Origin of the sequence: Rhodococcus sp. ACT016 (assembly GCF_050477185.1) — a bacterium.
Lineage (GTDB): Bacteria > Actinomycetota > Actinomycetes > Mycobacteriales > Mycobacteriaceae > Prescottella.
The window spans coordinates 5,303,017-5,329,922 of record NZ_JBEAET010000001.1 but is presented as its reverse complement, the minus strand read 5'-3'; the positions used below and the strand labels follow the sequence as shown (position 1 = coordinate 5,329,922).

The window sequence follows — 26,906 nt, the reverse complement described above, 5'->3', positions numbered from 1 at the left end:
CTTCCCAACGAATCCGTCAACCGCAGAACACGATTCAATCCATTGACCGAGAACTCGATCTCCACCAACTCGTAGGTGTTCACCCACGACTTGGCCACCTGCGCCCACACCGCGCCGGCCAAGAACGATTCACCACCGAAGCGCCAGAATGTGAAAGGCACTACGACAGCAACGAAACGCCCTACGGGCCACAGAGGTACTCGGCGGTGCAGCGTGGCGCCCGACTCCGCCGACGTGAGCGGGACCTGAGCGCGCAGGTCACCGGGACGACGCCTTCCGTGCTGTGCTACGCCTCGCGGGCTGCGATACGCGCGAGCAGCCGATCGCCCCCGGCGCCGAAACGGTCACTGAAATCGCGGGCGAGTTCGGGGCCCTGCAGGGCGGCAAAGCTGCGCGCGTCGAGCTCGGGATCAGCGTCGTCCGCGGAGTGCAGCCAGATCCACACGTCATTTCCCGCGGCATCGCGAAACTCGCCATCCGCCTGCATCCGCTGGATCGCACGCACGATCCGGTTCTCGTATTGCAGCCGGAGGGCATCATAGGCATCCGCCTCGAGCTCTTTCCCCGTCCCGTCGATCGTTGCCTGGGTGCCAGAGAGCGCCCAGATTGCGCTCGTTACCCGTCCTGGCGCGGCATCGTCCGGGTCTTCACCGCAGAGCGGCCACTCCGACGGACTCCAGGCCCACTGCGCCTTGTCTGCGCTCGATCCCTCGAGCCCAGCGGCCCACGTCGCACCGGCCCCGGCAACGAAGAACCCGGTGAGGTCTTCGACCATGCCGCAGGCCACCACCGCGAGCGAGTCGTCGGCATCGCGGAGTTCCGCGACGCACGCGCGGAGCGTAATGAGGATCGCCGCGTCGAGACTGGCAAAGTCGAACACGGGCTCACCGTAACACCAGGAGACGGCGCCGAGCGGAATCTCCCGCGCGCACCTTCGACGGCATTGTCGTAGCGGGACACCGTCACTTACCTAACCAAGATGTCCGGTTCGAACGTCTTGTACGTGTGATGGTCGCGCAGTGGTGAGTGTCGCTGTGGAGGTTTTGATCATTAACCGACGAATCGAACGCCGAAGGTAGCGGCTTGCCCTACCCTGCTCGCCATGAGACGACGCAGAATGCTGGCTGCGGCAGTAACAGTGGGGTGCACGATGGCAGTGGGTCCAGTTGCCGTGGCCGACGTCGTCCCGTCCTCGTCGGCGGAGCTCAGGTTCGGCGATCTCACACGCGTAGGGGTACACAACGCCTACGAGACGTTCCGTTATCCGCACTTGGTGGACGCCCTCGACGACGGGGCCGGCATGGTCGAGATCGACGTCTGGACGAATCCACTGGGACGAGGCTGGCGTGTCTCTCACGAGAACCCGATCGGGAACGACAACAACTGCACCGACGGAACGGGTTTCGTCGCGTCCACGGGCTCCGCATCAGGCTTCGGCGACCTCGGCTCGTGCCTCGACGATCTCCGTCTATGGCACGACTCCAATCCGGGGCACCGACCGGTCGTCGTCAAACTCGAGATGAAGGACGGATTCGCGGCTGGGACAGGGCGCGGACCCGCAGATTTGGACCGCCTGATCCGGGATCGACTGGGCGGCACGGTATTCGGTCCGGCTGAGTTGATCGGAAACGCGGCGTCCCTCGACGATGCGGTCCGCGCCGGGCACTGGCCGAGCAGCGCGGACATGGCGGGACGGTTCGTGATCGAACTGATTCCCGGCACGGTGGAGAAGACCGTCCCGATCAATCGGTTGACCAGTGACGTCGAGTACGCGCAGCACCTGAGAACGCTTCACGACAGCGACCGATTCGATTCGGCGACGGTGTTCCCTGCTGTGCACGGCTTTGACCAGGGGGATGCCCGGGGGGCGCGTTTCGGCGCCGACCTCGCCGGATGGTTTGTGGTGTTCGACGGCGACGCGAGCGATCTCCTGAGCAGCGACAGCCGGTGGTACAGGGACGGTGGCTACCTCGTCGTGGCGACCGACGCATACGCGGTCGAACCGCCGATCGACGGGGTGTCGCCGACACCGGAGCAGGCAATCGCGCGAGTGCAGCTACTGGCAGCTCACTCTGCGACGATCGTGAGTTCGGATTGGGTTGGTCTCCCACAGGTCATGACAATGGAGCTTCCCCGCGGCTGAGCAGGCTCTTCTGGGATCCACCCCCGCGTGCGTATGTCTCCTCCCCAGGACACGTGCAGACCACGGCAACGCCCTCCGTGACAGCGCCCACGGACGGCTTGCGTGCACCTCGATCCCCGGTGCTCGGGCCTGCCTAGCCCTTCGCGGTCGCGACGGCGTCGATCTCGACCGTCGCGCCGTACGGCAGTCCGCTCACCTCGACGAAGGTGCGAGCCGGACGCGGGGCGTCGAAGAGTCGCTCGAACTGCCGGTTCGCCTCCTCGCGCAACGACAGGTCGGTCACGAAGTAGGTGAGCTTCACGACGTCCTTCAGTTCGCCACCGACGGTCGCAAGCCGATCGACCATCCGGTCGACCGCCGCGTCGAGCGCCTCGATACGGCCAGGCACCGGAGCTCCTGACGCATCGACGGACAATGCGCCGGAGACGAATACGAGCCCTGCGGCGACGAACGCCGGGCTGTACGGGTGGTCGGCGGACACCTCGGTCATGGACATCGAGTACTCCCTCTGCGGTGGGCAGCAACGAATTTCACCCAGACCATAGCCTGCAGCCGGACCCGCACGTGGACCCCCCACAATCGGATTCCGAAAATCTTTGGCATGCAACATGTTGTTTACCGGCGCGGCCGCGCCTCGACTTCCACGGTCAGTCCGACCGAGGCCGCGGACCCGTGTCGTCGACAGTGTGAGAGGGCGCGACGATCGGGAGCCTGAGGTGTTTCTGCGCCGCATGCGTGATCGTGCAGTTCCCGGACGCGGCAGAATGCAGGATCCCGTTGTAGATCAGATCCCACAGTCGCCAGTTCGCCTCCAACTCTCGCAGTGACCCGGCTGGTAGGTGCGGCCGGCCGAACCCATGATCATGACGCCGACCACACCTATCGGCGCAAGCCGTTGTCGACGTCGCGAGGGGCGGCGCCACTCCGGTACCGGCCCCAGGTGGACAGGACTGGGCGGGACGCGCCCGGGGACCGGTCCGGGCAGGGTCGCGGCGTCGGGCCGGAGTTCGGCGATGACGGTGTTTCGCCAAGGACACGTGCCGACCACGGTAGCGCCGTCCGTGACGGATCCCACGATCGAGCTCCGCGCTTGGCGACCTGTCGGGGATCTGCCGTACTTTTTTCCGACGTGACAGAACCCTGGTCCCCCGCGCAGATCGCGGCCGCCGCGCCCGACCCGGCGTCGTTGACGGCTGCGCGCGGTCTGGCATCGAAATGGGCGGACACCGGCCGCAGCGACACCGCACTGTGGGGGTCGTGCGGCGGCAGCGGCACGAACCCGTACCTCGCGGCCGTCGATCTGACCGGCCCGGCGTACCGCTGCTCGTGCCCGAGCCGCAAGTTCCCGTGCAAGCACGCCCTGGGCCTGCTGCTGTGCTGGGCCGACGGCGCCATGCCCGTCGCCGAGGCTCCCGAGTTCGTCACCGACTGGCTCGCCACCCGGGCGGCCCGCGCCGCCGCCACCCCCGACGCACCCGCCAAGACGGCGCCCGACCCGGCCACCGCCGAGCGCCGCACCGAGCGGATCGCCGCCGGCCTCGACGAGCTGGAGCGGTGGCTGACCGACCGGATCGTCGCCGGCCTCGGCTCCGTCCCCCACGACGCCGCCGCCTACGACGCCATCGCGGCCCGCATGGTCGACGCGCAGGCACCGGGCGTCGCCGCCACCCTGCGCTCGCTGCCGGCCCTCGTGGCCGGCGACCCGGACTGGCCGGCGCCGCTGCTCACCGAGTACGCCCGTCTACATCTGCTGATCCGCGCGTTCCGCGACCGTGACCGACTGCCGGAGCCGCTGAACCGGTCGGTGCAGACGCACCTCGGGGTTTCCGTCCGCGCCGACGAGGTGCGCGCCCAACCGGCCGTCCGTGACCGCTGGCAGGTGCTGGCCGTCCGCACCGCCGACGAGGGGCGCCTGGTCACCCGTCGGGTGTGGCTGCGCGGACGCGATTCCGGCCGCTGGGCGCTGCTCCTCGACTTCGCACACGGCAGCGCCCAGTTCACTACGGCCGCACCGATTCCGGGAACGATCATCGACGCCGACCTGCACTTCTACCCGGCGGCCGCACCGCTGCGTGCGCAGCTGGGCACCCAGCACGCCGCACCGGAACCGTTCACCACCCTGCCCGGCGCCACCGACCCGGCCACCGCCCTCGCGGGCTACGCCGCCGCGCTCGCCGCCGACCCGTGGATCCGCTCGTGGCCGATGCTCCTTGCCGACGTCACGCCCACCGTCACCGCGGGAACGTGGCACGTGGTGGACCGCGCTGGTCGGGCCCTGCCCGTCGGCGGCGACGACCCGTCCCGCTGGCAACTACTCGCCGTCTCCGGCGGCCACCCGGTCACCGTGTGCGGCGACTGGGACGGCACCGCGCTGCTGCCCGCCTCCGTGTTCGACGCCGGCACGGTGATCGCCGCGTGATCCGCCCTTACCCGGAATCCCTCACGGCAACAGCGCTTCTCGGCACCGCCCGCTCGACGGTGTCGCTGGCCGGCCTGCACACCGCGGCCGCGGCGGCCGCCCTCGACGGCGGCGACCCGGCACCGACGTTGCTCGCGGCGGCGGCGCTGGAGTCCGCGTTCCTCGCCGGGGCGGCCGCACCCACCACGGCACCGGTCCCGACGGCCACGCCCGACGATCCGCGGCCGTTGCTGCCGGAGGCCGCGGCGACGCGACTGCGGTCCCTGCTCCTCGTCGACTCCCCGCTGCTGCCCGAATGGTTCGGCGCCGCAGCGGGTTTTCGGCCACCATCGGACCTGCTCGTCGACCTGCTCGGCGCCGCCGTCCGGCTCGCCCAGTACCGGGACGGACTGGTCACGCTCGCGGGGCCGCGCGGCCAGTGGCTCGCCGCCCGCAACCCCGAGTGGGCCGCGCTGCGCGCCCCCGACACCGGCGATGACGAGGACTGGCGGCACGGTACCCCCGCGGTTCGGCGCCGCTGGTTCGCGGCGCTGCGCCGCACCGACCCGGCCGCGTCGAGGGCCCTGCTGTCGGCCGGGTGGCGGTCCGAGACTGCGGAGCAGCGCGCCGCCCTGGTCACCGAACTGGCCGCCGGTCTCGGTCCGGACGACGAACCACTGCTCGAGCAGGCCCTCGACGACCGCAGCCTGCGCGTGCGACAGGCCGCGGCGGGCGTGCTGCGGCACCTGCCCGGCTCCGCGTTCGGGCGCCGCATGGCGCAGCGGCTGCGGGAGTGGATCCACGTCGCCGACGGCGTCGTCACCGTGACGGTGCCCGAACGGCTCGACGACGCGGCCCTGCGCGACGGCCTCGACGACCGCACCGCGACGACCGCGGACGTCCGGCTGACCCGGGTCACCCAGGCGGCACCGCTGGCGGTGTGGGCCGAATTCGGCGTCACTCCAGAGGATTTGCCGAACGTGTCCGTGGCCGCACCGTTCGCGGAGGCGCTGGAGCACGCCTGGTCCGCCGCGGTCGCCGCCCAGGGGGACGCGGACTGGGCGGTGGCGCTGCTGCGGCGCTGCGGCAGCGTCGACCCGCAGGTGGCGGCCCACCTGCCGCGCGACGTGCTGATCGCCCGCCTGCGGGCCACCCGCGACGGCGCGCTGCCCGACCCGAGCCTGCTCGCGGCGCTGGCGGCGCCGTGGCCGCTCGACGTGGCCGCCGCGGTCATGGCCGGGGCGTACGCGTCCCGCGTGCGGACCGCCGAACTGCGGCACACCGTCGACCTGCTCGCCCACCGCGCCCCGTTCGAGCTCGAGTCGGCGCTGTCCGACGCCGCGACCCGCACCGGAGACCTCGACCGCCTGGCGCTGTTCGCGGCCGCCGCCGACATCCTCACCCACCGCCGACACCTTCACCAGGAGCTGACGTGACCGACACCCTGACCGCCGAGCCGGCCCTGCTGCGTCCCCACGCCGAGCAGCAGTACGCGCACGAACTCGCGGCGCTGGCCGCGGCCGACGACCGCCCGCGCCCGCCGTCGTGGCGGCTGTCGCCGCAGGCGGTAGTGACCTACCTCCTGGGCGGCACGCTGCCCGACGGCACCGTCATCACCCCCAAGTACATCGGTCCGCGGCGCCTGATGGAGGTGGCCGTCGCGACCCTGGCCACCGACCGCGCCCTGCTGCTGCTCGGTGTGCCCGGCACGGCGAAGACCTGGGTGTCCGAGCACCTGGCGGCGGCGATCTCCGGCGAGTCGACGCGGCTGGTGCAGGGCACCGCCGGCACCGCGGAGGAGTCGGTGCGCTACGGCTGGAACTACGCGCGACTGCTCGCCGAGGGCCCGTCCCCCGCCGCGGTGGTGCCGTCGCCGGTGATGACCGCGATGCGCGACGGCGCCATCGCCCGGATCGAGGAACTGACCCGCATGCCCGCCGACGTGCAGGACGCGCTCATCACGATCCTGTCGGAGAAGACGCTGCCCGTGCCCGAACTCGGGACCGAGGTGCAGGCGGCGAAGGGCTTCAACGTCATCGCCACCGCCAACGACCGCGACCGCGGCGTCAACGACCTGTCGTCGGCGCTGCGCCGCCGCTTCAACACCGTCGTGCTGCCGCTGCCGGCGAGCGCCGACGACGAGGTGGCGATCGTGGTCCGCCGCGTCGAACAGCTCGGCGCCGCACTGGAACTGCCGCCGGTGCCCGCGGCCGCGGAGGAGATCCGCCGCGTCGTCACCGTGTTCCGGGAACTGCGCGACGGGGTCACCGACGACGGCCGCACCAAGGTCAAGTCCCCGTCCGGCACGTTGTCGACCGCCGAGGCGATCTCGGTGGTGACCAACGGCCTGGCCCTGGCCGCCCACTTCGGCGACGGCACCCTGCGCCCGGCCGACGTGGCGGCCGGCATCCTCGGCTCCGTCCTCAAGGACCCGGTGGCCGACCGGGTGGTGTGGACCGAGTACCTCGAGGCCGTGGTGCGCCACCGCACCGAGTGGGACGACTTCTACCGGGCGTGCCGCGAGGTGACCGGGTGACCGCTGGAACCAGTGGCGTAGAGGTGCGGGTGTTCGGCATCCGGCACCACGGCCCCGGATCCACGCGGTCGGTGCTGCGGGCGCTGGATGCGTTCGAGCCGGACACCGTGCTCATCGAGGGCCCGGCCGACGCCGACGCCCTCGTCCCGCTGGCGATGGACGACCAGCTGCGCCCGCCGGTGGCGCTGCTCGGATACGCCGCGAACGATCCTGCGCGCGCGGCGTTCTGGCCGCTGGCGGTGTTCTCGCCGGAATGGCAGGCGCTGCGCTGGGCGGTGTTCCACGACGCCGACGTCCGGTTCTGCGACCTGCCGGCGACGTTGACGCTCGCCGCGGACCGCGCTGACGACGAGGCCGCCCGCCCGGATCCGCTGACCGCGCTGGCGGCGGCGGCCGGCTACGACGACTTCGAGCAGTGGTGGGACACGGTCGTCGAATCCCGTTCCCCCGGTGAGGAGGACGACCCGACCGCAGCCTTTGACGCGATCACCGAGGCGATGGCGGCGCTGCGCGAGGGTGTCGAACTCGACGACCACACCGCGCGCCGCGAGGCCCACATGCGGCAGGTGCTGCGCGCAACGGTCAAGGCTGGGGCGCTGCGGATCGCGGTGGTGTGCGGGGCGATGCACGCACCCGCCCTGGCCGGCCGGCTGGGACCGGCCGCACCGGACGCGCGACTGCTGCGCGGTCTCCCGAAGGTGAAGGCGTCGCTCACCTGGGTGCCGTGGACCCACTCCCGGCTGTCCATCGCGTCCGGTTACGGCGCGGGCATCGTCTCCCCCGGCTGGTACGAGCACCTGTTCACCGCCCCCGACGACACCATCGCCCGGTGGCTGACCCGGGTGGCGCGGGTGCTGCGCGCCGAGGACCTGCCGGTGTCCAGCGCACACGTCATCGAGGCGACCCGCCTCGCGGACACCCTTGCGGCCCTGCGGGACCGGCCGCTGCCGGGTCTCGCGGAGGTCACCGAGGCCACCCGCGCGGTGCTGTGCGACGGCGACGAGCTGCTGCTCGACCTGGTGACACGGCAGTTGGTCGTCGGGGAGTCCCTCGGCGAGGTCCCCGACGCGACCCCGACCGTCCCGCTCGAGGCGGATCTGCGGGCGCGATCGAAGTCGTTGCGGCTCAAGCGTTCCCCGTCGGACAAGGAACTGAGCCTGGATCTGCGCGCCGACTTCGACCGGCAGCGGTCGCAGTTGCTGCACCGGCTGCGGTTGATCGAGGTGGACTGGGCGGTGCCGACCCAGTCGACGGTGCGCTCGACCGGCACCTTCCGCGAGTCCTGGAAGCTGCGCTGGCGACCCGAACTCGCGGTCGCGGTGGTGGAGGCGGCCCGCTGGGGTACCACCGTCGTCACCGCCGCCGAGGCCGTGGTGCGCGACCGGGCGGCTCGACCCGACATCACCCTGGCCGAGGTCACCGGCCTGCTCGAGCAGTCCCTGCTCGCCGACCTCCGCGACACCGTCGCCGACCTGCTGGGTGCGGTCGACACCGCCGCGGCACTCGACCACGACGTCGCCCACCTGATGGCGGCGCTACCGGCGCTGGTGCGCACCCTCCGGTACGGGGACGTGCGCGGCACCGACCTGTCCGCGCTGGACCGGGTTGTCGACGCCCTGCTGGTGCGGATCTGCGCGGGCCTGCCCGCCGCGGTGACCGGCCTCGACGCCGACGCCGCGGACGGATTGCGCGGCGCACTCGACGACGTCCACGCCGCGCTCACCCTGCGCGACGATCCCGCGTCGACCGACCGATGGCTCGACACCCTGACGACGCTGGCCGGACGCGACGACGTCGACGGCCTGCTCACCGGCCGCACGGTGCGCCTGCTGCGCGACGTGGGGCGCCTCGACACCGCCGAGACCACCGCGCGGGTGGGCCGGGCGCTGTCGGCCGGCGTCGCGGCCGCGGCGAAGGCGCGGTGGATCGACGGGTTCGCGGGCGGCAGCGGGCTGCTGCTCGTCCACGACCGGGACCTGCTCACGCTGATCGACGTGTGGGTGTCCGGGCTGCACGCCGACGAGTTCCTCGACGCGCTGCCGGCCCTGCGCCGCACCTTCGGCGGGTTCGGCCCCGCGGAGCGCCGCACGCTCGGCGAGATCCTGCGCGACGGGAGTCGGGCCACCGCCGCCGACGTCGCCCTCGACACCGACCGCGGCGGTCGCGCCCTCACGGCCACCGCCCTGATCCTGGGGATCCCCGCATGACCACACCGATCGACGACGAACGGATGCGCCGCTGGCGGCTGCTGCTCGGCGACGTCGCCGAGGAATCCACCGGCGGGCTGGCGTCGGCGTCGGACACCGCGATGGACGCGGCCCTGTCCGCGCTCTACGACGACCGCGGCCCCGCGGACGGAAATCCCCAGCGCGGTGCCGGTCTCGGCGGTTCGGCCCCCCGCGTGGCGCGATGGCTCGGCGACATCCGCACCTACTTCCCCACCTCGGTGGTGCAGGTGATGCAGCGCGACGCGATGGAACGGCTCGGGCTGACCCAGCTGCTCCTGGAACCGGAGATGCTCGAGGCCGTGGAACCCGACGTCCACTTGGTGGGCACGCTGCTGAGCCTGAACCGGGTGATGCCGGAGACCACCAAGGCGACCGCGCGGACGGTGGTGGAGCGGGTGGTCCGCGAGATCGAGGAACGCCTGGCCCGGGCCACCCGCACCGCGGTGACGGGAGCGCTCAACCGGGCGGCCCGCACCACCAACCCGAAGCTGCGCGACCTGGACTTCCACCGCACGATCCGGGCGAACCTGCAGCACTACCTCCCGGAGTACCGGACGGTGGTGCCGGAACGGCTGATCGGCTACGGGCGCCGGTCCCAGGCGGTGCAACGCGACGTGGTGCTGGCGATCGACCAGTCGGGGTCGATGGCGTCGAGCGTGGTGTACGCGTCGGTGTTCGGTGCGGTGCTCGCTTCGATGCGGTCGCTGCGCACGTCGCTGGTGGTGTTCGACACGGCGGTCGTGGACCTCACCGACAAGCTGTCCGACCCGGTGGACGTGCTGTTCGGCACCCAACTGGGCGGCGGCACCGACATCAACCGCGCCATCGCCTACGGTCAGTCGCTGATCACCCGGCCCGCCGAGTCGTTGTTCGTGCTGATCTCCGACCTGTACGAGGGCGGGATCCGTGCCGAGATGCTGCGCCGGGTGGCCGCGATGCGCGACGCCGGGGTGCAGGTGGTGGTGCTGCTGGCCCTGTCCGACGACGGCGCGCCCGCCTTCGACCGGGACAACGCGGCAGCGCTTGCCGCACTGGGTGTTCCGGCATTCGCATGCACCCCGGACCGGTTCCCGGATCTACTGGCGGTCGCGCTCGAGCGGGGCGACGTCGCCGCATGGGCGCACCGGCACGACCTCGCGGCGGCGTCGGGCGGCCCGTTGTGATCACCGGCGAGCGCCGCGACCCGTCCCCGCGTTATGGTGCAGATCACCACGGCCGGCCGAGGTGGTCGACCCGGAGCGAAGGGGAACTGCAGTGGAAATCCAGGGAACCGCGGCACTGATCACCGGCGCAGCCTCCGGGCTCGGGGCCGCGACCGCCAAGCGCCTCGCCGACGCGGGTGCCACCGTGTTCGGTCTGGACCTGGCACAGTCCATCGAGCGGGCCGGGGACAACGTGCCCGCGGGCGTGACGTTCATTCCCGCCGATGTGACCAGCGAGGCCGAGGTGCAGGCCGCGGTCGACAAGATCGGCGAGTCGGGGGTTCCGCTGCGCATCGTCGTCAACTGCGCGGGCGTCGGCTGGGCGGGGCGCATCCTGTCGAAGAACGGCCCGCACGACCTCGAACTGTTCCGCACGGTCATCACGGTCAACCTGCTCGGCACGTTCAACGTGATGCGCCTGGCGGCGAACGCGATGCAGCACCTGCCGACGGTCGACGACTCCGGTCAGCGCGGCATCGTCATCAACACCGCGTCGGTGGCGGCGTTCGAGGGGCAGATCGGCCAGATCGCCTACACCGCGTCCAAGGGCGGCGTACATGCCATGACCATCACCGCCGCGCGTGATCTGGCGCAGGTCGGCATCCGCGTCAACACCATCGCCCCCGGCACCATCGACACCCCGATGCTGGCCGGTGTCACCGACGAGTACCGCAAGAACCTCGAGGCCGGCATCCCGTTCCCGTCGCGCCTGGGCAAGCCCGACGAGTACGCCCAGCTGGCGCAGTTCCTCGTCGAGCACGACTACCTCAACGGCGAGACGGTCCGCATGGACGGTGCGCTGCGCATGGCGCCGCGGTGACTTCGAGATCGAAAAACCTGATGCGCATGTCTGATTCGGTTGCTATCGTGGCGACTATGCAGCGCGCGGCCATGAGCACGACGACGCCGGAGAGTGTCCCGGCGCGCTGACAGCTGACTCAGTACCAAGCCCCGGGGCGAGTGCCCCGGGGCTTCGTCGTCTGGTCACTCGCTCCGCATCCACGAGGAGACCACGATGATCGACCACCGAAAACTCGGCCGCGAACTCGACCTTTTCGACACCGACCCCCTGATGGGCGCCGGGCTCCCCTACTGGCTGCCCGACGGCGCGGCCGTGCGGCACGCACTCGAGGAGTACATCCGCGATCTGGAGCGGCGCACGAACTATCGGCACGTCTGCTCGCCGGTGCTCGGGAAACGAGAGCTGTACGAGATCTCCGGCCACTGGTCGCACTACCGCGACGACATGTTCCCGCCGATGGATCTCGGATCGGAGCAGGTGCTGCTGCGGCCGAGCCTGTGCCCGCACCATGCGCTCATCTACCGGTCCCGGTCGCACAGCCACCGCGAATTACCCTTGCGCATGGCCGAACTGGGCGGAATGTTCCGGTCCGAGTTGTCCGGTGTGCTCGGCGGCCTCACCCGCGTCCGCGCGATCCAGCTCAACGACGCCCACGTCTTCTGCACCCCTGACCGAGTCGCCGACGAGGCGTCCGCCGCGCTCGATCTGATCCGGCGTGCCCACGCCGCGCTCGGCATCGAGGCGTCGCGCTACCGCCTGTCGCTGCCCGGCCCCGGCGGCAAGTACGTCGACGACCCGTCCATGTGGCGGCGATCGGTCGCCGTGCTGACCGCCGTCCTCGACGCGTCCGGCGTCGACTACGACGCCGTCGCGGGCGAGGCCGCGTTCTACGGGCCCAAGATCGACGTCCAGATCGCGGACGCCGCCGGTCGCGAGTCGACCCTGTCCACCGTGCAGGTCGATTTCCACCAGCCGAAACAGTTCGGGCTCAACTACATCGGGGCCGACGGCGCCAAGCACCGGCCGGTGATGATCCACCGCAGCATCATCGGCAGCCTCGAACGTGTCGTCGCGCATCTGATCGAGGTGCACGCCGGCGCGTTTCCCGCCTGGCTCGCCCCCACCCAGGTGGTGGCGCTGCCCGTCACCGACGCCGAGGCGCCCGACGCGGAACGCCTCGTCGACCGCTGCCGCGACCTCGGACTGCGGGCCCACGCGATCGGTCGCGCCGACGGTACCCTGGGCGCGCGGATCCGGGAAACCCGGCTGGTCCCCTACCAAGCCGTGATCGGGCCCAAGGAGGCCGCGAACGACCACGTCGCGCTGCGCCTACGCGGCGGTCGCCGCCTCGATCCGATACCGGTCGACGCGGTCGTCGGGCGGATCACCGAATGCGTCGCGGCGCGCAGCCACACGCTGTGGGACTAGCACGACCCGACGTCAGAACCGCCAACGCGTCTGGGCATGGGGATCTTTCGCGAAGGCGAAGACGGTGACCGGCTCGACACGGAAGACGTCGGCCGGGCCGCCGACCGTGTTCACGAACCGCCCGTCGGCGACGGTGAAGGTCCAGTCCGGGCCGTACTTCTTCCGGTACGCGTCGGCGACCCGCGACAGCGTCCCCGTGTCCGTCACCCGCGCCGCCCGGCCCTCGATCACCACGTCCGCCCCCGACGACAGGGCGTCCGACCCGGTGGTCAGCGCGCACGCGTCGGTGCCGTCGAGGTTGCCTGCCTTACGCTCGTCCGGACCCGTGCAGAAGTGCATGCAGTCGTCGACCCGGACCGCGATCAGCGGCGTCACGTGCGGGCGGCCGTCGGGTCGGATCGTGGTCAACCAGAACACCTCCGCGGCCTCGAGTACCGACACCACCCGGGACCAGGGTGTCGGTTCGCTTGCGGGGGCGCTGTAGCGGCGGTCGAGTTCGGCGGTGGGCAGCTGCGCGGTCATGGAGTCTCCCGTCTCGTGGATGCTGTCACGAGTACAGACCGCCCGAACCATGAAAACTCATCGGGAAAGGCAACACACCCCGGCCATCGGCCGGGGTGTGCGGAGAATTGTCCGGGATGTCCGACGTGGACTCAGAGGTCCGACACGTGCGGAATCTCGGCGGCGGCGCGCTCACTCATCCACTCACGCAGCACCTTGGTGGCGATGACGTCGTCCTCGTTGTACTCGAGCAACCGCTGACGCTGGGTGAGATCGGGGTCGCCGTCGTACCCGACGGCCTCGCGGTACCAGCTCATCGACGCCTCGCCACTGGCCTCGGCGTCCCGCCAATGGAACCCGGCGACGGGAGCAATCTTCTTGAGCCCCTTGCCGTTCGGGCACACGAAGTTCTCACCGACGGCCTGGTAGATGTCCACCCACTGCGGGCTGTCGATGAACTCGCGGATCTCGGCGACGGTCGGGATGCCCTCCATCCCGGCGAAGCGGCGGGCCGAGTCCAGCAGCCACTTATCCTCGGCGGAGCGTGAATAGCAGTACGCGGCAAATGTTTTCCCGGTCGCAGCGGCACCGGCCCGCTCCGCCATCAGCCACGTCCAGAACTCGGCGAACGAGCGGGCCTCGTCGACGGTGGGCACCGGGTCCCAGCTCACGAACGGCCGGTACACCGACGTGCCCGCGACGTTCAGCAGCGTGCCCCACAGGTAGGCGCCGTGCTCCTGGTAGCTCTCCATGTCGACGTCCACCTCGACGTCGGCGCGGGTCACGGTCACCGTGTCGTTGCGGCGCACCAGCGGCGCCCCGGCCAGCCACGCCTTCGCGGTGACGACGGTGTCGTGGAACGAGTTGTGCGGCCACTCCTCCGGGGCGTCGCCCTCCCACGCCGCCAACTGCTCGATGGTGCGCACGCCGCGCCCGCGCAGCACGTCGGCGCGCGACCCGGACGCCACCAGCGACACGTCGTGCGTCTCCTCGAGCTTCGCCCGGCAACCCGACCACCACGGGCACGAGCGGCACTCGCCGATCTGCGACGGCACCGTCCGCACCTCGCCGCGGGCGACGGCGATCCGGTCGGCGAAGCGCTCGTCGTAGTCGTCGAGGACGGTGGACAGGTCGTGGACGAGGACGCAGTCGGCGCCGTAGCCGATCGCACCGCCCAGCGCCGACGGGCTGGCCAGGCCGTTCCGCTCGAGCATCCGGTACACGTGCGCCAGCCGCATCTGATCGCGCAACTGGGCGCGGACCTTGCGACTCTCGTCGACCGCCGGCGCCCACTCGAACAGCCCGGTCGTGGTGGCGCCGCTGCCCGGATCGGTCACCTTGTGGTTGACGACGATGACGGGGATGTAGCCGCCACGCTCGGCGTCGCGCAGCAGGATCTCGACGCGTCCGCGCCGACCGGTGTCGCGCTCGGACGGCAGCACCGCGCCCCAGATCTTGTCGGCCCCGGCCCGGCACGCCTCGAGCGTGGCGCGGGCCCGCTGCCCGGCCGGCCCCTCGGGGGTGATCCGCACCCACGCGTCGGGGTCGGCGTCCGCCAGCCGGATCCGCACCGCCTCGCGCTGCGCGGCCGCGGCCTCCTGCCGCTGCTTGACGCCGGTGTTCTCCGGCGCCCCGACCAACTGGTCGGGATAGGTGGCGTCGAGGTGGATCCGGTGCCGGCAGCGCGTCAACGCGCCCGGCTCGAGGAGGATGGGCGCCTCCACAGCGCCGGAAGCGTCACGTCTGACCGGCGCCGCCTCGGCGGTGCCGGTGCCGTCCTGCGGGCCGATCGGGGAACACACGATGTGGAAGATTATGTGCTCGCCTAGGGTAAAGCCGAAAGCGACGAGCATTTGCAATGCACAGATAGGCTGTGACGCGGTCCGCGCCTGCGCCGAAACACCAGATGGAGGGGCCTTTCCAGTGGGGTTGTTCAAGAAACGTAAGCGGCGTGCCACACGCAAGGCCGAGGCGAAGGCCCTCAAGCACAAGGCCAAGCTCGAGGCCAAGCTCGGCGCCAAGAACGACCGCAAGAAGCACCGGGCCGACGCCAAGGCGCAGCAGAAGGTCGACAAGGCCCAGATCGCCACCCTCAAGGCGCAGGAGAAGGCCGCCGTCAAGGCCGCGGAGAAGGGCCTGACGGTCACGCAGCTGCGCCGCTACCTCGGTGTCGCGCGCCTGCTCGCCCCCGTCGTCGTACCGATCGCCTACCGAGGTGCCACCGCGCTGCGCGGCCAGATCGACTCCCAGCGCGCGCAGCGCATGGGCATCGGCGTCGACCAGCTCGGCGAGTACACCGGCCACGGCGCCAAGCTCAGCGCCCGCATCGCGGGCGCAGAGAAGTCCGTCGACGAGATCGTCACCCGCCACCCCGGGGACGCGGAGACCCAGCAGTTCGCGTCGGCGATCCGCTCCCGCCTCACCGACCTGGGCACCGCCGTCAACGCGGCCGAGCAGATGCCGGCCGCGCGTCGCAAGCAGGCCCATCACGCCATCTCCGCCGAACTCGACGGCGTCGAGGCCGACATCCTGGCGCGCCTCGGCGTGCGCTGACCGCGTCCGACTCATGTCCGCCGCCCGTCGTCCCGCCCCCACCGCCGCCCTCCGCGGCGGCGCGGTCGGGGCGACGGTCGCGTCTCTGGCCGTCGCCGCCCACGGCGTCGGCGGTGGCGGGCTCCCGGACACGACGGCGCTGACGCTGCTGCTCGCGGCCTGCGTCGGGGTCGGCGCGGCCGTCGGCGGCGTGCCCGCCCTCACCCGCAGCCACTGGGCGCTGCTCGCGGCACTCGCCGCCGGGCAGGGCGCCGGGCACCTGGCGCTCACGCTCGCGTCCGACGCCCACGTCCACCTCGGGGTGCCCGCGCTGACGATGCTCGCCGCGCACGCCGCCGCCACCGTCGTGTGCGCGGCCCTGATCCTCACCGCCGAGCGGCTCTACGGACCCGTCACGAATGTCCTGCGCGCCGTCCTCGAGCCACCCGTGCTCGGGGTCGAACCGGCGCGAGTCCTCCGGCCGCGGCCGCTGAACCGCCGCGCGCCCCGTCTCACTGTGCTCGCTGCCGGGCTGTCCCGGCGCGGACCACCGGTGCTCGCCTGACCAGCGCATCCGGTACCTCCGCACAGAAAAGACACCCGAACAGATGAAGAAGATCCTCACGCGCGCCGTCATCACGGCGGGCGCCGTCGGCAGCGCCCTGCTGCTGGCCACCGGCGTGGCCTCCGCGCACGTCTCCGTAGCCGCCCCCGGCGCGGAACAGGGCGGCTACACCGTCCTCACGTTCCGCGTCCCCACCGAGTCCGAGACGGCCGGCACCACCGCGCTGACCGTGCAGCTGCCGAACCTCAAGTCCGCGCGCACCGAGCCGATGCCGGGCTGGAAGGCGACGGTCCAGAAGGATCCGGCGTCCGCGACCGCGACGTCGGTGACGTGGACGGCCGACCCCGGCGTGAGCATCGGACCGGGCCAGTTCCAGCAGTTCGTCCTGTCCGCCGGGCCGCTGCCCGAGCAGGACAAGGTGGAGTTCCCCGCTACCCAGACCTACAGCGACGGCAAGGTCGTGCAGTGGAATGAGCAGCCCAACCCGGACGGTAGCGAGCCCGACAACCCGGCCCCGTCGCTGACCCTCGCGCCCGGCACCGGTGACGGCGACGCGCACGGCAACATGCCCGCTGCCGCCGAAGAGACCACGAACACCACCGACACCACCGCCCGCTGGCTCGGCGGCATCGGCCTGGTGCTGGGCGCCCTGGGCGCCGCCCTGGGCATCGGCGCGACCGTCCGGAGCCGTCGATCATGAGCCGCAGCAAGGTCAACAGCCTCCGGGTCATCGCGATCGGGTTCGTGACGATGCTCGCCGCGATGCTCGGCGTCGGCACCGCGTCCGCGCACTCCGCGGTCGTGGGCAGCGATCCGGCGAACGGCGCACAGATCGCGACCGCCCCCGAACGGGTGAGCCTGAAGTTCAACGAGGCGCTGCAGGCCAAGTTCGCGTCGCTGACGGTCGTCGGCCCCGACGGCAACCTGTGGTCGAAGGGTGACCCCACGGTCCAGGGCGACACGGTCAGCGTGCCGCTCGAGGGCCTCGGCCCGGTCGGCGACTACACGATCGCGTTCCGGGTCACCTCCGCCGACGGCCACCCGGTCAGCGGCACCCAGAAGTTCACGCTGACGCAGGAGGGCACCGGCACGCCGGGCCCGAAGCCGGGCGGTCAGTCCTCCGACAGCTCGGACGAGTCGTCGGGCGGCGGCAGCGCCCTGATCTGGGTATTCGTCGCGGTCGGTGTCGTCGTGTTCGGCGGCGGCCTGTGGTTCGCGCTGCGCAAGCCGCGCAGCCAGGACTGACGGCCGGTATTCGATGCGGGTGAGGACGGTGGCGGTCGGCCGCCCGTGGCTGCTGTTCGTCGTCCTCACCGCGCTGACCGGCGTCGGGCTCGCGTGGCTGCTCGCCACCCCGGACGGGCCCTCCCCCACGAGCGTGGTCCGGGTGCTCGCCGTCGGTCTCGGTTCGGCGGTGTTCGGGTCGGCCGCGTGGCAGTGGCTGCAGCGCGACGAGCGCCGACCCGCCCTCGACCCCGGCGAGCTGTGGCGGACCACCGCCGCGCTGGCCGGCGCGTGGACGGTCGCCGAGATCGTGCTGGTGGTCCTCGAGGCCGCCGAGGCCGAAGGCCTGTCCCGGTTCGCGGTCTCGCCCGGTACCGTCGTCGACTTCGTGCGGGTGGTGAGCGCGGGCCGACTCGGCGCGGCGACCGTGGTGTGCACCGCCCTGGTCGCCGTGGTGTCGGCGGTCGCCTTCCGGCGCCGTCTGCCGTGGCCCGCCGCCCCCGTGCTGGCGCTGGCGGGGCTGGCGCTGATCGCCCGCCCGGTCAGCGGCCACATGTCGCAGCAGACCCTCGGATCGCTGCTCGACGCCGGACACGTCCTCGCCGCCGCGACGTGGTTCGGGATGCTGGTCGTGCTCGCGCTGACCGCCCGCTCCCGCGGGGCGTGGTCGACGCTGCTGCCGCGCTACTCGACGATCGCGTGGCGGTGCGTGTGGGTGCTCGCGGCGACGGGTGTCGTCAACGCGGCGATCCGGCTCGGCGGCATCGCTCCGCTCGTCACCACCGGGTACGGCCGGGTGGTGCTCGCCAAGATCGCCGCGCTCGCGGCCCTGCTCGCCGCCGGGTGGTGGCTGCGCCGTACCTGGGTCGCCCCCGCCGCCGCCCACCGCATGGGTGCCGACGCGTCGCTGCGCCGCGCGGTCGGTGAATCGGCCGCGATGGCGGTCGCATTCGGACTCGCGGCGGCACTGGCGACCACCGCCTGATCCGCGCCGGCTAGGCGACCGAGACCGTGATGGTGCCCCGGTACGTGCCGACGGGGGCGCCGCCGGGGTAGTCGACCCTGAGCGCCGGGGTCCAGGTGATCGTCTCCGACGGCCAGACGCTGCCGGTCCGCGCCACGACGGTCTTCGGGGTTTCGAGTGTCTGCGTCGGCGTCGAGGTCGAACCACCGAGATTGCCCGCGATGGCGCTCGCTGTGTACGTGACGGCGCTCTTCGGGATGGTGCCGTTCGGGCCGACGAAGTCCGTCGACGACGCGGTGGCGGTCCAATCGACCGGCGAGCCCACCACACCACCGGTGGCGGTCACGGAGACGAGGGTCAGGGTTCCGCTCGCCCGCTCCGCCCCGGGGACGATGGTGCCGTAGCGCCCTCCCACGGTGATGGACAGGCCGGCCCGACCCTGCGCCGCGGTCGCGATCAGACCAGTGCGGGCCGACGGCGCCGTGGTGGTCACCGTCGTCTGCGTGGTCGGCTCCGCCGACGGGGACGCGGTCGTCGGCGCCGCGGTCGTCGTCACGGTCGCGCTCGTCGTGGGTGTGTCGTCCGAAGACTCGCGGGAATCACGCTGGGCGACGTATCGGCGGGCAGTCGTCGTCGGCGCCGCGGTCGTCGTCGTCGGCGCGGTAATCGTGGTGGTCGGCGCTTCCGCCGTCGTCACCTCATCGGCCGTCGTCACATCCGACGGCGTCGCGGTCGCGGTCGGTGTTCCGACGAGAACCAGTACGCCGGCGACGACGACGGCCAGGCGAAGTGGGTGAGGCATTCGGTTGTGCCACATGGCTACTGCTCCGTGCTCGAGAGACGACGCTTCCGCATCACCAGGTACGCGGCGAGTGCGATGACCGCGAGTACCGCCACCACGATCCCGATGATGAGCGGCCACGGCGTGGAATCCGACGCGCCGACGGATTCGCCGTCGCCCTTGTCGGGGAACGTGACCGTCGCCGACATGTCGTGCTTGATGATGCCGCTCTCGAGTTTCACGTCGGCCTTCCAGGGGCCGGCGGGCAGAGCGCTGCTGTCGGGCACCGCGATGGCGACCTCGCCGTCCTCCCCGGGCCCGATGGTTGCGACCTGACCGTCGATGGGGCCTGCGGACAAGCCGCCGGGACCGCCCGAGAGATTCAGGGAGCCTGCCAGATCGACTGCGCGACCGCCGGTGTTGGTGACCGAGGCGACGACGGACGCCGTGCCGTCCGGCGCGCGTCGCGGGGTGAGGCCGGAGATGGTGAAGTCGGCGGGCGGACCGTTACCCGGCCCCACCGAGAGGTAGACGCGGACGCCGACGCGGGACTCGTTGGTGATGCCGCTGCCGTCGGGGGCGGGCGTCTTGTGCGATGCCCAGATCACCGCGTACTGCTCGGCCTCCGGTGCATCCTTGGGGACCGCGATCGTCACCGCCACCTCGGCCTGCTGCCCGTTTTCGAGCTCGAGCGCCGGCTGGTCGACGGTGGTCCACGACGTGAGTGCGTTCTGCTGGCCGGGTTCCTCCAGCACGAAGGAGCCGTCCGCGATGCGTGCGGGCCCGGCGTAGACATCGATCTTCGACGGGGCGCCGGTGTCGTTGGACACCATCACATGTCGCGTGATGGTGGTTCCGGGGGGCAGGTTGTCGACGATGTACCGAAGCGCCCGGGGATCGTCCTTCAGCTCCACCGGCGCATCGACGAGACGGATGCCGATCGAACCGCCCGGCGCACCGCCCGCCGACTGGTCGGGGTCGGCGAGTGCGGACGCGGGAATCCCGACCGCCAAGAGAACGGCGGCGAGAAGGGCGAGGATGCTACGCAGCGCGGAGAGGGGACGCATGGATCACTTTCTAGCGGGCCGGCCGGGGCACTCGGGTGTGCGCCCCGGCCGGTGGGTGCCGAATGCTCTAGGCGACCGAGATGGTCACAGTGCCCTTGTAGGTCCCAATGGCGGCGCCGCCCTGGTAGTTGACGGTGAGCGCCGGAGTCCAGGTGATGATTTCGGTCGGCCAGTTCAGGCCGGTCCGATTGACCACCGCCTTCGGGGCGTCCAGGGTCTGTGCGCCGGTCGAGCCCACGCTTCCGCCTAACAGTCCGCCGGCGACAGCCGTCGCGTTGTAGCTGACCGCGCTCTTGGGGATCGTCATGTTGGTGCCGACGAAGTCGGTCGACGACGCGGTGGCGGTCCAGCCGCGCCCGGAGCCGTCACGGGAGTCGGTCACGGTGACGGTGGTGAGAGTGCCGCTGGCGCCGCCCGACCCGGGAACGATGGTGCCGAGCGTGCCTCCGGTGATCAGGGACAGGTTGCCGCCCAGACCGGTGATGACGAAGGTGACATCGGTGTTGGCCGAGGTGTCGGCGTTCGCGGCGGTAGCGGGGACCAACAGCCCGGCGGCTGCGACGACACCGGCAGCGGCAAGCGTGATTTTGCGCATGATTCCTCTTCGGGACGTTCGGGTCGAGCGGACAGCTCCCCGAGGAAGAACCGAACGGTCCGATTCGGGGTCGATTATTGATACTCGCTAGTTGGTCAAGTGTCCAGCAGAACGTTTGTTTGTACGCATAATGCACCATCAACCAGGTCCGGATGCCCGATTTCGTCGACGAGTTTCGCCGCCGATCAACCCGCCCGACCAGCGCCCTCATCTCGCATAGGATCCGTCACCATGACTTCGACGGGGTGGTGGTTCCAGGCCAGGCATGCGCTCGACACGCGGGGCCCGTTCCCGCGGCGGCGGCGCCGCACGCTCACCGAGGCGGTGGCCGGGCGGCGCGTCATGATCACCGGGGCGTCGTCGGGCATCGGTCGCTCGGCCGCAATCGAACTCGCCGCCACCGGCGCCACCCTGCTGCTGGTCGCCCGCCGCGAACCGGAACTGCAGGAGGTCGTCGACGCCGTGACCGCGCGCGGCGGCAAGGCGTTCGCGTACCCGTGCGACCTCAACGACGCGGACGCGTCCGACACGATGATCCGAAAGGTCCTCGACGAGCACGGCGGCGTCGACGTCCTCGTCAACAACGCCGGACGGTCCATCCGCCGCTCGCTCGCCCAGTCGTACGACCGCGCGCACGACTTCGAACGCACCATGCAGCTCAACTACTTCGCGGCGGTACGGCTGATGCTGGGGGTGCTGCCGGGCATGCGGGAACGCCGGTTCGGCCAGGTAATCAACGTCTTGTCGGCGGCGAACCTGTTCGGCGGACCGGGGTACTCCGCTTACGTCGCCTCGAAGGCCGCGCTCGACGAGGTCTCCACGTCGTTCCAGGCCGAAACCCTCGACGAGAACATCACATTCACGTCGGTGTACATGCCGCTGGTGCGCACCGCGATGATCGCCCCGAACGAGCAGTACCTGAAGGCGTCGGCGCTCACCCCCGACCAGGCCGGCCGGGTCATCTGCGACGCCATCGTCGACCGCCCGCGGCGGATCGGCCCGACCTTCGGACGTCTGACCCGCCTGGTCGACGCGATCAGCACCGAACGCGCCGATGCCGCCCGGCACCGCCGGTTCGCGTCCGGGATCTGAGCCGTCTCGGGATCTCCCGGAACCGCGGGGCCGGCACGCGGGCACTTCATCGGATGATTCGTTCCCGTTCCCCCTCGATCGGAGGCAAGCTGGAAGCAGATGGCACCGTGCCACCACCCCGCTGGTTCCCTGGAGGATCGAGCGTCGTGGGAGGGGTTGGGAGAACTCCCCGTGTTGCGATTCGTCCTCGTCGGACTCATCGGTTTCACCCTCGTGGTGATCGGTGTGGTTGCGACTGTGGGCGGATGGGGATGGTGGGCGCTGGCCGTGCTGCTGGCTTTCCTGTTTGCCGTCGCGGTCTACGACCTTCTTCAGCGCCGGCACTCGGTGTTGCGGAACTACCCGGTGCTCGGTCATCTGCGGTACATCTTCGAGAGCATTCGGCCGGAACTGCAGCAGTACTTCATCGAACGGAACTTCGACGGTCGGCCCTACGACCGGGACGTGCGGTCGATCATCTACGAGCGAGCCAAGGGCGTCCACGGCGAACTCTCGTTCGGCACCGAACGTGACGTCGGCGCGGTCGGGTACGAGTACCTGGTCCACTCCACAGCTCCGGTTCCCGAACCCGACACCCTTCCGAGGGTCCGGATCGGGGGTCCCGATTGCACCCGTCCGTACTCGATGTCACTCCTGAACGTCTCCGCCATGAGTTTCGGGGCACTCTCCGCGAATGCCCTGCGAGCTCTGAATGCGGGGGCGGCCCGAGGGGGTTTCGCCCATGACACCGGCGAGGGCGGGCTGACTCCCTACCATCTCGAGGGCGGCGGTGATCTGGTCTGGGAAATCGGCTCCGGATACTTCGGAACCCGCACGGCCGACGGTGACTTCGACCCGGTGCAGTTCGCCGACAAGTCGGCACACGACCACGTCAAGGCGATCTCGCTGAAGCTGAGCCAGGGAGCGAAGCCGGGAATCGGTGGTGTCCTGCCCGCCGCGAAGGTCAGCAACGAGATAGCCCGCTATCGCGGGGTACCCGCCCACGAGAAGTGCGTCAGCCCGTCGGCACACTCCGTCTTCCGTACGCCCCGCGAGCTGATCCGCTTCATCGCGACGCTGCGGGACCTGTCCGGAGGGAAGCCGATCGGATTCAAATTGTGCGTCGGCTCGCGCATCGAACTGCTCGCGATCTGCAAGGCGATCCTCGAAGAGGGAACGGCACCCGATTTCGTCGTCGTCGACGGCGCGGAGGGCGGAACCGCAGCCGCCCCACTCGAATACGAGGACAACGTGGGGCTACCGCTCACCGACGGGCTGATGACCGTGCACAATGCCCTGGTCGGCACCGGGCTCCGCGAGCAGATCAAGATCGGCGCAAGCGGCAAGGTTGCGACCGGCAACGACATCGTCAAGCGGCTGATCCAGGGCGCCGACTACACCAACGCTGCCCGGGCAATGATGATGGCAGTCGGTTGCATTCAAGCGCAGCGCTGCCACACCAACAAGTGTCCGGTCGGCGTCGCCACGCAAGACCCTCGCCGCGCCAGGGCGCTCGACGTGCCGGACAAGGCCGCACGGGTCCAGCGCTACCACGAGGCGACGGTACGTCAGGCCGTCCAGCTCATGGCCTCGATGGGCGCGCGGCAACCCGGCGACCTGACCACCGACATGCTTCGAAAGAAGGTCTCTCCCACCACGATTCGCTCGTACACCGAGCTCTACGAATGGCTGCGTCCCGGTCAACTGCTCGCCGAACCGCCGAAGTCCTGGGCGTCGGATTGGGCAGCCGCCTCGCCGGACCACTTCGGGCCGGTCCCACGCGCATGAGGCACCGGGACGGCCACGCCCGCCGGCACTCACGGCTGTCGCGGACTCGACACCAGACTGAGCGCGATCTTCGTCGAGGCGACGAGCAGTCCCCCACCACCGGCGGCGACCGTGCCGGCGAGCGCCCCGATCGGCGCGCCGATCATGGCGCCGCCGATGCATGTCGCGAGGGATTCGGGCAACAGGACGCCGGTGAAGGCCGGGCCGGCACCGCCGAGCAGGCCACCGATTGTCGCACCAGCGATCGTTCCGGTGAGGCTGCCCACCATGACGGCCAGAGCGACTTCCTCGAGCGCAGCGGTCACCACCTGACCGATCCCGGGGGCCGCCACACCGGATGCGACGGTGCTCCCGGTGATCGGTTCGGTCGACACCGACAACGAGTCCGATCCCCGACCATCCCGCCGAACCCGATCGTCTGGACCAAATGTCCGACAACCGGTTTCGAAGTCGATCTTCGCGGGAAGGTCGTGAATCGCACTCGGTCGACTTGCCCACGTGCGAGTGTCCGATCCATTACTGGTCCTTACGAAACCCCGATCGAGGTCGTGCAGCGAAAGCGGCTGCACGCCATCGGGTAATACGCGTGACATCGGATGAGTCCTTTCTTCGTACTGTGGAGCACTGGCCCTCCACAGGCGCGGTTCGATTCGATCGCACAGTCAACGCAGACGGCCGACGCATGCGGCGCAATCGCGCATCGGCCGGGTCGACTCGAAAGGCACAGGCGTCCACGGACAACCGTGTGTTCCGGTCGAAGCGTGCGCTCCGGTACTGAGCGGCACTAAGCGGCACTGGCTGCGATAACGGTGGGGCACGGACTGTGATAGGAACTCATGACGCCCTCACCTCCTCGCAATCGCGACGGGTCGACCGACGCCGCCGGCGATAGGCACCCACCTCTCGTGGGAACCGGTCGGATCCACCACGAAACCGCAGCCTCGGTGCGGGCGAATCGGATCAGTTCCAGAATGGCACTGCTACGCGCGAAACGCACCTACGAATAAAGTTGCCGAAGCGCATGACTGCGCCCCAGAGTCGCGGCGCGTCGCGTGAACGCGGGATCGAAGAACAGATAGCTCAACAAGTTGCCGTGATCATCGGGGTCACCGCCGATCAAACGCGACAGCAACCACATAGACGGGTTCCGCGCTGCACCGAGCTTGCCGTAACGAGCGTGGAACGCATCGTCGGCCAGCGCGGCGATATCGCCGCGCCGACCGGCCGGGGGTCCCGCGAAGGCCACATCGATCGCCGCCGCGGAACGGCCGCGATCGGCGAGTCGGTGCAGATCCTCGATCATCCGGTCCGCGAGTAGCACCCGCATCGTCAGTGCGGCGACGGCGTACACGTCGGGTTGTGCACGGTCAGTCGCCGGTTCGCCACGAGTACGGGGACGCGCGGAAGGCGGCGGTGAGGTGGTGGAGGTCATCGGCTGGGTCGCGACGACACCGAGTCGCTCACAGCCGAATGCGATCGCCGGTGTCAACGGAGCGTTCAATCGCAGCCCGCCGTCGACGTACCAGCCGTGCCACCGCTTGGGCTCGCGCACCTGGACCGGGCGGAACAGCAACGGCACCGCCGCCGATGCCAGGACGTGCTCCACGGTCAACCGCGTTTCGACATAGGTGATGTTGCGGCCGACATCGGGCGGGGGCAAGGCAATCGACGGGTTCTTCTCCACGAACACGACGGTGCTACCGGTGGCGGTGGATGTCGTGGTCACGGCGACCGCGTCGATCCGGCCGTCGTCGATGTTCCGGTGCAACGAGTGGAGGGGCAGCCAGTGTGCAAGCCGACCACGCAGGCGCTCGGTGTCGAGGAGACTGGGCAGCCGAGCGGGTACGCCCAAGAGCTGCTCCAGGTATCGAATGCCCGTCGCGACACCACTGGACAGGACGAACACGTCGCTCAGCTGCACGGCGGACCACGTGGCGATCAACCTGTCGACCGCCTCCGCGGGATCGAGGTGCGCGAGCCCGGCCAGCGCGACGATGTTGATGGCACCGGCGCTGGTCCCCACGAGCACACTCGGGGCAGGTCCGGTCGAGGCCATCCATGGCACGAGCACCGACAGCGCGCCCGCCTCGTAGGCGCCCCGCGCGCCCGCCCCCGCGACGACCAACCCTGTGCGCTGCGGCATCGACAGCCACCTCCAAAAACCGAACGGCCGCTACATATTCCAAGTATCGGGCGCGGAAACCGAAGAAGTGTCCGGGGTTCAGTGCCCATCGTAAGGAGCGTCGGAAGAGGCGCAGCACCGTCGACGCGCCTCTCGCAGTCCGGCGCGTGGATCGTTCTGTGATCGCGGAAGTACATGGAAGCGGACTAGTCTCGATATTGGGACACAAGGTCGAGGAGATGATCCGTCATGTCGACAACACCGTCCATGTCGATGGAAACCCACCCTGACATCGCAGAACTCCGCGCCCGCTACGACGAGTTCGGGGGCAGCGCCGTCCCCCAGGTCGTCGAGGGCCTGATGGTTCTGGCCGGCCTCTACGCGGCCGCGTCACCGTGGATCGTCGGGTTCAGTGGACAGACATCATTGACGATGTGCAATCTGTTCGCCGGTTTCGCCGTCGCGCTGCTGGCCGTCGGTCACGCCACGACGTTCTCACGCACTCACGGCATCACGTTCGTCGCGCCTCTGCTGGGGGTCTGGCTGATCGTCTCGCCGTGGCTCGTGTCGAACGTGAGCAGGTCCGCGGGGCTGATCTGGTCGAACGTGGTGGTAGGTGCCGTGGTCCTCGTTCTCGGGGCTGCGATCATGGGCATGGGTATGACGCGAGGAGGTTCGCGCCGGTAACGGCAGAAATCGACGCCGACGGCCGCGATGCCGGAAGAGCCTGAACGCAGGCCCGTCCGGCACCTGCTGGTTGTCGGCGTCACTGTGTCGGCGGTCGTCGTCGTGGCGGTCGCCGTGAGTCTGGCCGGCTCGCTGCCGATGGCGGCCACGCTGGGGTTCCTGTGCATCCTCGCCGTGATCGCCGTCGTCGCGCTGTGGCGGGTGCTCCCGCCCGGCGACGAGTGACGACTGGGCGCCCCGTACGTCCTCCTCCAGACCTTCGGCAGCCTAGC

At 70.6% G+C, this 26,906-nt stretch carries 27 protein-coding genes; 18 read left to right on the top strand and 9 right to left on the bottom strand.

The genetic code is table 11. The annotated features are described in order from the left end of the window. Positions 1-286: 286 nt before the first annotated feature. On the bottom strand, positions 287-880 hold the full coding sequence (locus ACQ5DX_RS24415; RefSeq protein WP_430335048.1) for a hypothetical protein: 594 nt from the start codon (positions 878-880) through the stop codon (positions 287-289). Between the two features lie 222 nt (positions 881-1,102). Between ACQ5DX_RS24415 and ACQ5DX_RS24410 the strand changes: the two genes are divergently transcribed. Then, a complete protein-coding gene (locus ACQ5DX_RS24410; protein ID WP_430335047.1) occupies positions 1,103-2,143 on the top strand; it encodes a phosphatidylinositol-specific phospholipase C domain-containing protein in 1,041 nt (346 codons plus the stop codon). Positions 2,144-2,276: 133 nt separating this feature from the next. On the opposite strand, the gene ACQ5DX_RS24405 is transcribed toward ACQ5DX_RS24410, so the two are convergent. Further along, positions 2,277-2,639 carry a RidA family protein gene (locus tag ACQ5DX_RS24405; RefSeq protein ID WP_430335046.1) on the bottom strand — a complete coding sequence of 121 codons (363 nt, stop codon included), beginning with the start codon at positions 2,637-2,639 and terminating at the stop codon, positions 2,277-2,279. 633 nt (positions 2,640-3,272) lie between these two features. Here ACQ5DX_RS24405 and ACQ5DX_RS24400 point away from each other — a divergent pair. The 7 genes from ACQ5DX_RS24400 to thrS all read left to right on the top strand — a co-directional run bounded on the left by ACQ5DX_RS24400 (position 3,273) and on the right by thrS (position 12,737). After that, positions 3,273-4,562, top strand: a complete 1,290-nt coding sequence (locus ACQ5DX_RS24400) for an SWIM zinc finger family protein (protein WP_430335045.1) — start codon at positions 3,273-3,275, stop codon at positions 4,560-4,562. Continuing rightward, positions 4,559-5,977, top strand: coding sequence for a DUF5691 domain-containing protein (locus ACQ5DX_RS24395; protein ID WP_430335044.1), 1,419 nt, complete (start codon positions 4,559-4,561; stop codon positions 5,975-5,977). Before ACQ5DX_RS24400 ends, ACQ5DX_RS24395 begins: the two co-directional genes overlap by 4 nt. After that, on the top strand, positions 5,974-7,077 hold the full coding sequence (locus ACQ5DX_RS24390; protein WP_430335043.1) for an ATP-binding protein: 1,104 nt from the start codon (positions 5,974-5,976) through the stop codon (positions 7,075-7,077). The genes ACQ5DX_RS24395 and ACQ5DX_RS24390 overlap by 4 nt, the downstream gene beginning before the upstream one ends. Continuing rightward, positions 7,056-9,284 (top strand): DUF5682 family protein, encoded by a 2,229-nt coding sequence (locus ACQ5DX_RS24385; RefSeq protein ID WP_430335789.1) that lies wholly within the window; start codon positions 7,056-7,058, stop codon positions 9,282-9,284. Before ACQ5DX_RS24390 ends, ACQ5DX_RS24385 begins: the two co-directional genes overlap by 22 nt. Then, positions 9,281-10,468, top strand: coding sequence for a VWA domain-containing protein (locus ACQ5DX_RS24380; protein ID WP_430335042.1), 1,188 nt, complete (start codon positions 9,281-9,283; stop codon positions 10,466-10,468). Before ACQ5DX_RS24385 ends, ACQ5DX_RS24380 begins: the two co-directional genes overlap by 4 nt. Positions 10,469-10,559: 91 nt before the next feature. Next, positions 10,560-11,327, top strand: a complete 768-nt coding sequence (locus tag ACQ5DX_RS24375) for an SDR family NAD(P)-dependent oxidoreductase (protein ID WP_430335041.1) — start codon at positions 10,560-10,562, stop codon at positions 11,325-11,327. Between the two features lie 177 nt (positions 11,328-11,504). After that, positions 11,505-12,737 (top strand): threonine--tRNA ligase, encoded by a 1,233-nt coding sequence (gene thrS, locus ACQ5DX_RS24370; protein ID WP_430335788.1) that lies wholly within the window; start codon positions 11,505-11,507, stop codon positions 12,735-12,737. A 12-nt stretch (positions 12,738-12,749) separates the two neighbouring features. Here the strand turns inward: thrS and ACQ5DX_RS24365 are convergent, their stop codons facing one another. Together ACQ5DX_RS24365 and ACQ5DX_RS24360 are read right to left on the bottom strand one after the other, a co-directional pair. Then, the gene (locus ACQ5DX_RS24365) at positions 12,750-13,259 is read right to left on the bottom strand and encodes a pyridoxamine 5'-phosphate oxidase family protein (RefSeq protein ID WP_430335040.1); all 510 of its coding nucleotides are present in this window, start codon (positions 13,257-13,259) and stop codon (positions 12,750-12,752) included. A 131-nt stretch (positions 13,260-13,390) separates the two neighbouring features. Then, positions 13,391-15,040, bottom strand: coding sequence for a TM0106 family RecB-like putative nuclease (locus ACQ5DX_RS24360; protein WP_430335039.1), 1,650 nt, complete (start codon positions 15,038-15,040; stop codon positions 13,391-13,393). A 121-nt stretch (positions 15,041-15,161) separates the two neighbouring features. On the opposite strand from ACQ5DX_RS24360, the gene ACQ5DX_RS24355 reads away from it, so the two are divergent. Genes ACQ5DX_RS24355 through ACQ5DX_RS24335 form a run of 5 tightly spaced genes read left to right on the top strand, consistent with a single transcriptional unit; the run spans position 15,162 to position 18,544 of the window. Further along, complete coding sequence (locus tag ACQ5DX_RS24355; protein WP_430335038.1) at positions 15,162-15,791, top strand: DUF6474 family protein; 630 nt, start codon at positions 15,162-15,164, stop codon at positions 15,789-15,791. 13 nt (positions 15,792-15,804) lie between these two features. After that, the gene (locus ACQ5DX_RS24350) at positions 15,805-16,335 is read left to right on the top strand and encodes a hypothetical protein (RefSeq protein WP_430335037.1); all 531 of its coding nucleotides are present in this window, start codon (positions 15,805-15,807) and stop codon (positions 16,333-16,335) included. 43 nt (positions 16,336-16,378) lie between these two features. Next, positions 16,379-17,035 (top strand): YcnI family protein, encoded by a 657-nt coding sequence (locus ACQ5DX_RS24345; RefSeq protein WP_430335036.1) that lies wholly within the window; start codon positions 16,379-16,381, stop codon positions 17,033-17,035. Continuing rightward, a complete protein-coding gene (locus tag ACQ5DX_RS24340) occupies positions 17,032-17,580 on the top strand; it encodes a copper resistance CopC family protein (protein ID WP_430335035.1) in 549 nt (182 codons plus the stop codon). The genes ACQ5DX_RS24345 and ACQ5DX_RS24340 overlap by 4 nt, the downstream gene beginning before the upstream one ends. A 13-nt stretch (positions 17,581-17,593) precedes the next feature. Continuing rightward, complete coding sequence (locus ACQ5DX_RS24335) at positions 17,594-18,544, top strand: CopD family protein (protein WP_430335034.1); 951 nt, start codon at positions 17,594-17,596, stop codon at positions 18,542-18,544. Between the two features lie 10 nt (positions 18,545-18,554). On the opposite strand, the gene ACQ5DX_RS24330 is transcribed toward ACQ5DX_RS24335, so the two are convergent. Then, a complete protein-coding gene (locus tag ACQ5DX_RS24330) occupies positions 18,555-19,016 on the bottom strand; it encodes a hypothetical protein (RefSeq protein ID WP_430335033.1) in 462 nt (153 codons plus the stop codon). 10 nt (positions 19,017-19,026) lie between these two features. Here ACQ5DX_RS24330 and ACQ5DX_RS24325 point away from each other — a divergent pair, with 10 nt between their 5' ends. Then, positions 19,027-19,320 carry a hypothetical protein gene (locus ACQ5DX_RS24325; RefSeq protein ID WP_430335032.1) on the top strand — a complete coding sequence of 98 codons (294 nt, stop codon included), beginning with the start codon at positions 19,027-19,029 and terminating at the stop codon, positions 19,318-19,320. Positions 19,321-19,342: 22 nt separating this feature from the next. Here ACQ5DX_RS24325 and ACQ5DX_RS24320 read toward each other — a convergent pair whose 3' ends face one another. Continuing rightward, positions 19,343-20,371, bottom strand: a complete 1,029-nt coding sequence (locus tag ACQ5DX_RS24320; RefSeq protein ID WP_430335031.1) for a hypothetical protein — start codon at positions 20,369-20,371, stop codon at positions 19,343-19,345. 67 nt (positions 20,372-20,438) lie between these two features. Next, positions 20,439-20,966 carry a hypothetical protein gene (locus tag ACQ5DX_RS24315; RefSeq protein WP_430335030.1) on the bottom strand — a complete coding sequence of 176 codons (528 nt, stop codon included), beginning with the start codon at positions 20,964-20,966 and terminating at the stop codon, positions 20,439-20,441. A 231-nt stretch (positions 20,967-21,197) separates the two neighbouring features. Here ACQ5DX_RS24315 and ACQ5DX_RS24310 point away from each other — a divergent pair, with 231 nt between their 5' ends. Continuing rightward, positions 21,198-22,058 (top strand): SDR family NAD(P)-dependent oxidoreductase, encoded by an 861-nt coding sequence (locus ACQ5DX_RS24310; RefSeq protein WP_430335029.1) that lies wholly within the window; start codon positions 21,198-21,200, stop codon positions 22,056-22,058. Positions 22,059-22,229: 171 nt separating this feature from the next. Continuing rightward, positions 22,230-23,825: an FMN-binding glutamate synthase family protein gene (locus ACQ5DX_RS24305; protein WP_430335028.1), complete on the top strand. Its 1,596-nt coding sequence runs from the start codon at positions 22,230-22,232 to the stop codon at positions 23,823-23,825. A 29-nt stretch (positions 23,826-23,854) separates the two neighbouring features. Here ACQ5DX_RS24305 and ACQ5DX_RS24300 read toward each other — a convergent pair whose 3' ends face one another. Continuing rightward, positions 23,855-24,199, bottom strand: coding sequence for a hypothetical protein (locus ACQ5DX_RS24300; RefSeq protein WP_430335027.1), 345 nt, complete (start codon positions 24,197-24,199; stop codon positions 23,855-23,857). Positions 24,200-24,822: 623 nt separating this feature from the next. Beyond that, on the bottom strand, positions 24,823-25,968 hold the full coding sequence (locus ACQ5DX_RS24295) for a patatin-like phospholipase family protein (protein WP_430335026.1): 1,146 nt from the start codon (positions 25,966-25,968) through the stop codon (positions 24,823-24,825). A gap of 228 nt (positions 25,969-26,196) precedes the next feature. Here ACQ5DX_RS24295 and ACQ5DX_RS24290 point away from each other — a divergent pair, with 228 nt between their 5' ends. Both ACQ5DX_RS24290 and ACQ5DX_RS24285 read left to right on the top strand, forming a co-directional pair. Beyond that, positions 26,197-26,634, top strand: coding sequence for an SPW repeat protein (locus ACQ5DX_RS24290; protein WP_430335025.1), 438 nt, complete (start codon positions 26,197-26,199; stop codon positions 26,632-26,634). Between the two features lie 27 nt (positions 26,635-26,661). Continuing rightward, positions 26,662-26,859: a hypothetical protein gene (locus ACQ5DX_RS24285; RefSeq protein WP_430335024.1), complete on the top strand. Its 198-nt coding sequence runs from the start codon at positions 26,662-26,664 to the stop codon at positions 26,857-26,859. The last annotated feature ends 47 nt before the right edge of the window (positions 26,860-26,906 follow it).